Annotated in this window: 2 protein-coding genes and 1 other RNA gene; all 3 read left to right on the top strand. The window is 49.6% G+C overall.

The genetic code is table 11. From position 1 onward, the window contains the following. Positions 1 to 1,427 (top strand): ATP-binding cassette domain-containing protein (locus HRU21_12155; protein ID NRA43042.1); only part of this gene is annotated, 1,427 nt, incomplete at its 5' end. Beyond that, positions 1,420 to 2,709: an HlyD family type I secretion periplasmic adaptor subunit gene (locus HRU21_12150; GenBank protein ID NRA43041.1), complete on the top strand. Its 1,290-nt coding sequence runs from the start codon at positions 1,420 to 1,422 to the stop codon at positions 2,707 to 2,709. The genes HRU21_12155 and HRU21_12150, both read left to right, overlap by 8 nt. A gap of 263 nt (positions 2,710 to 2,972) precedes the next feature. Beyond that, positions 2,973 to 3,328, top strand: a transfer-messenger RNA (tmRNA) gene (gene ssrA / locus HRU21_12145). The last annotated feature ends 82 nt before the right edge of the window (positions 3,329 to 3,410 follow it).

Genomic DNA, 3,410 nt, shown 5'->3' with positions numbered 1-3,410 from the left:
GGCCGCAGTCGTCGGCATCTTTTTCAAAGCAGGTGCAAGAGTTTGACAGCGTACGCGAGTTTTTTACCTCGGCCACCATTGTCTCGGCAGTAGACCTGCCGTTCACATTAATATTCTTAGCCTTAATTAGCTATCTGGGCGGCTGGATGGTGCTGATCCCCATTGCCTTGATGCTGTTTTTATTGCTCTCTTCTTGGTTTATTAAGGGTAAGCTCAGCGAAGCTATTGACGAATCGTCAAAGCTGGCTACCCAGCGCCAAGCACATCTGTTAGAAAATCTAAATCTGCTGCAGCAAATCAAACACCACAATGCCGAAGCTAAATCGCAGCGGCAGTGGGAAGCCATTATTAATAATATGGCCGAGTGGCAGGTACGCTCAAAATTTTTATCCAACAGCATGAGCCATATTTTGATGAGCGTGCAGCAGCTGTCATCGGTGCTGCTGGTGATTGCTGGCGTATATCAAATATTTGCCGGCAATTTATCCATGGGTGGGCTTATTGCGATTGTGATGATTAGCGGTCGTGCGGCAAACAGTATTAACCAATTAACCATGTTGATCTTACGCTACCATCAGTGCAAGTCGGCCATTACCAGTTTAGAGTCTACCATGGCGCTGCCGCAGGAAGACAATCAAAAAGCCCAGCTCAGCGGCGAGTTTGAGGGGCGAGTGCAGATTCAAGGTCTATGCTTTCAATACCCCGATACAGAACAAAAGGTATTAGACGGGATTAGCCTTAGCATTAAAGCCGGTGAAAAAGTGGCATTGGTGGGCGCGGCGGGCTCCGGTAAGTCAACCTTGCTGGCGCTATTGGCAAGACAGTATCAAGTGGCGCAGGGGCAGCTGCAATACGATCAAATTGATGCTGCCATGTGGCCGGTGGCACGGCTGCGCAAGCGCATTGGCTTTATGCCACAAATGCCCTTACTGCACTTTGGCAGCATTATCGATAATATTGTCATGGGTCTAAACGAGGTTAGCAAAGAGCAGCTTAGTGACGCTATTTATGCCTCAGGTGTAGTGACCTTTATTCAGCAGCTGCCGAAGGGTTTAGAAACCCAAGTGGGCGAGCTAGGGCGTAACTTATCAGGCGGGCAACGGCAGGCGATTCTATTGGCGCGTACGCTGATTAATCAACCTACTATGCTGGTGTTAGATGAGCCAACCAGCTTTATGGATCAACGCATGAAGCAGCATGTGATAAAACAGCTGCAGCAGCTCAAGGCAACGATCGTGATTGCCTCGCATGACCCTGCGTTATTGTCGATCTGTGCGGTGCACTATCCACTGCAGCAGGGCAAGCTGCTGGATAAGGTGGTGAACAACACAGCCGCCCGCCGCGCCACGGTGACGATTAAAGATCAAGACGGCAAGGTGGTAAAGCCTGGGCAGTCGATTGATATTAAGGCAGGGCGTGATGAGTAATGTTTTAGCGCTGCAGCATGTGCAGCAGGCCTATCGTGCGCGCAAAATTATCTGGTTATTATCGGCGCTGTTTTTAGCGATTATCATCTGGGCCAGTCTGGCCACGCTAGATCAAGTGGTTGTGGCCGAGGGTAAGGTAGTACCGTCGCAATCGGTGCAGCAAATTCAGTCTTTAGAGGGCGGTATTATTAGCAGCTTTAATGTGCAGCTGGGAGAGACCGTCACAGCAGGGCAGTTACTATTATCCTTAGATAACACACGATTCAACTCGGCATTCGAAGAAACCGAGCAGTCGATGACCACGCTTAAACAGCGCCAGCAAACCCTGAGCGATTTATTGCAAAGCGTATTGCTCACGCCTGAGGCCGATCGCTGGCAGCAGGTGATTACGGTGACTATGCTGCAAAGCGGCGCGGTTAGCGATGCCTATTTAGGCACCATGCGCCAGCTCAATAATCAGCTGTCTACCGCGGCTGAAAACATTTATCAGCAGCAACAGCGTCTTGCCGAAGCCAATAGCAACTCGGCGTCTCTCACGGCCAGTAAGCAGTCTTTGGATGAAGAAACCGCACTGATAACTGCAATGGTGGATGAGGGCGTGGTTGCCGAGGTTGAGCGACTGCAGCTAGAGCGTCAGCAAATTGAGCTGCAAGGTCAAATTGATGCCTCGCTGCTCATTCAGCAGCAACTGTCGGCCGCGGTCGAGCAAGCCGTGCGAGAACGGCTAGACATTGCGCTCACTTTTCGCGCTCAGCAGCAACAAGAGCTGGATCAGGTTGAAGCCGAGCTAGCGCGTCTGAGTAAAAATCAGCTGGCGGTGGCCGACGCCTTAAAGCGCACCGAAATGCGCTCGCCGGTCAACGGCATTGTTAAGGATATTTATATTCGCTCCTTGCAGGGCGTGGTGCAGCCGGGTGAGGCGATATTAGATATTGTGCCGCTGGATGATAATTTGCTGGTCGAAGCTTCGGTGAAGCCACAAGATATTGCCTATTTGAGCCTAGGGCTTGAGGCAATGGTGAAGTTTACCGCCTTTGATTTTGTGATTTATGGCGGCTTACCGGGCGAATTGATTCATATAAGCCCTGATGCGCTGCAGCAAGAAGATGGCTCTACCTTTTATAAGGTATTAATTAAAACCAATGATACGCAGTTTGGCGATCGCCCGCTGATACCTGGTATGCAGGCCAGTGTCGATATTTTGACCGGCCGCAAAACTGTTCTATCGTACTGGCTAAAACCCTTTTTGCGCGCTCGCGCTACCGCGCTGCGTGAGCATTAAGTGATAACGGCCTGTATTGGCTATAGCTTTTCGTGTTAATAAGCAGAGAGCTTATAGTCAGTTACGATTGACCGAACCAGCAGAAAGGCCGATAATTAAGCCATCAGAACGTTGCGCTACGTATTTTCTAACTTAGCGCAGAGATTTTCTGTTTTTTTGCGAGGCGACCAATGAGTGAGCAAAGGCGCATACAAAAGTATGTGACTGCGCGAGCGAAGCAGGGTAACGAAGCTAACGTAGAAAAGTAGAAAAGATCAAGCTACGGGGTCGATTAGGATTCGACGTGGGTATCAAAGTTTTCTGGTGCATGCCGTGATGACAGCCAATCACGTAAATCCAAAGCTGTATTGTTATAGTTGCAAACGACGATAACTACGCTTTAGCGGCTTAAGCCCGCTAACGATCGGTAATAAGGTTCCAGCCCCGCGCTACTGATTGTCACTTAGAACTGGATCGCAGCAAAGCATGTTTGGGGTGGCGCTGTTAAACTTTTACCAAACTCGGTGTTAACGTCCTGCCTATCGGGCTGCTAACACTTAAATTAATTGATAGATCTAAGCATGTAGAGCCGTTAATGGCGAACTGACGGACGGGGGTTCAAATCCCCCCGACTCCACCAAATAAAAAAAGGCTGCCCTTTGGGGTGGCCTTTTTTGTGGCTGATCAATAAACGGAGTAAAGTAATCGGTGAAAAGTCATCC

It is taken from the genome of Pseudomonadales bacterium, from assembly GCA_013215025.1.
Classification (GTDB): domain Bacteria; phylum Pseudomonadota; class Gammaproteobacteria; order Pseudomonadales; family DT-91; genus DT-91.
Note: the sequence above shows the minus strand (reverse complement) of the source record. Positions and strands in the feature narration are given on the sequence as shown.

Bases quoted from the DNA above. Each gene is read 5' to 3' on its own strand.
- HRU21_12150 (NRA43041.1), top strand. From the start codon at position 1,420: ATGAGTAATGTTTTAGCGCTGCAGCATGTGCAGCAGGCCTATCGTGCG.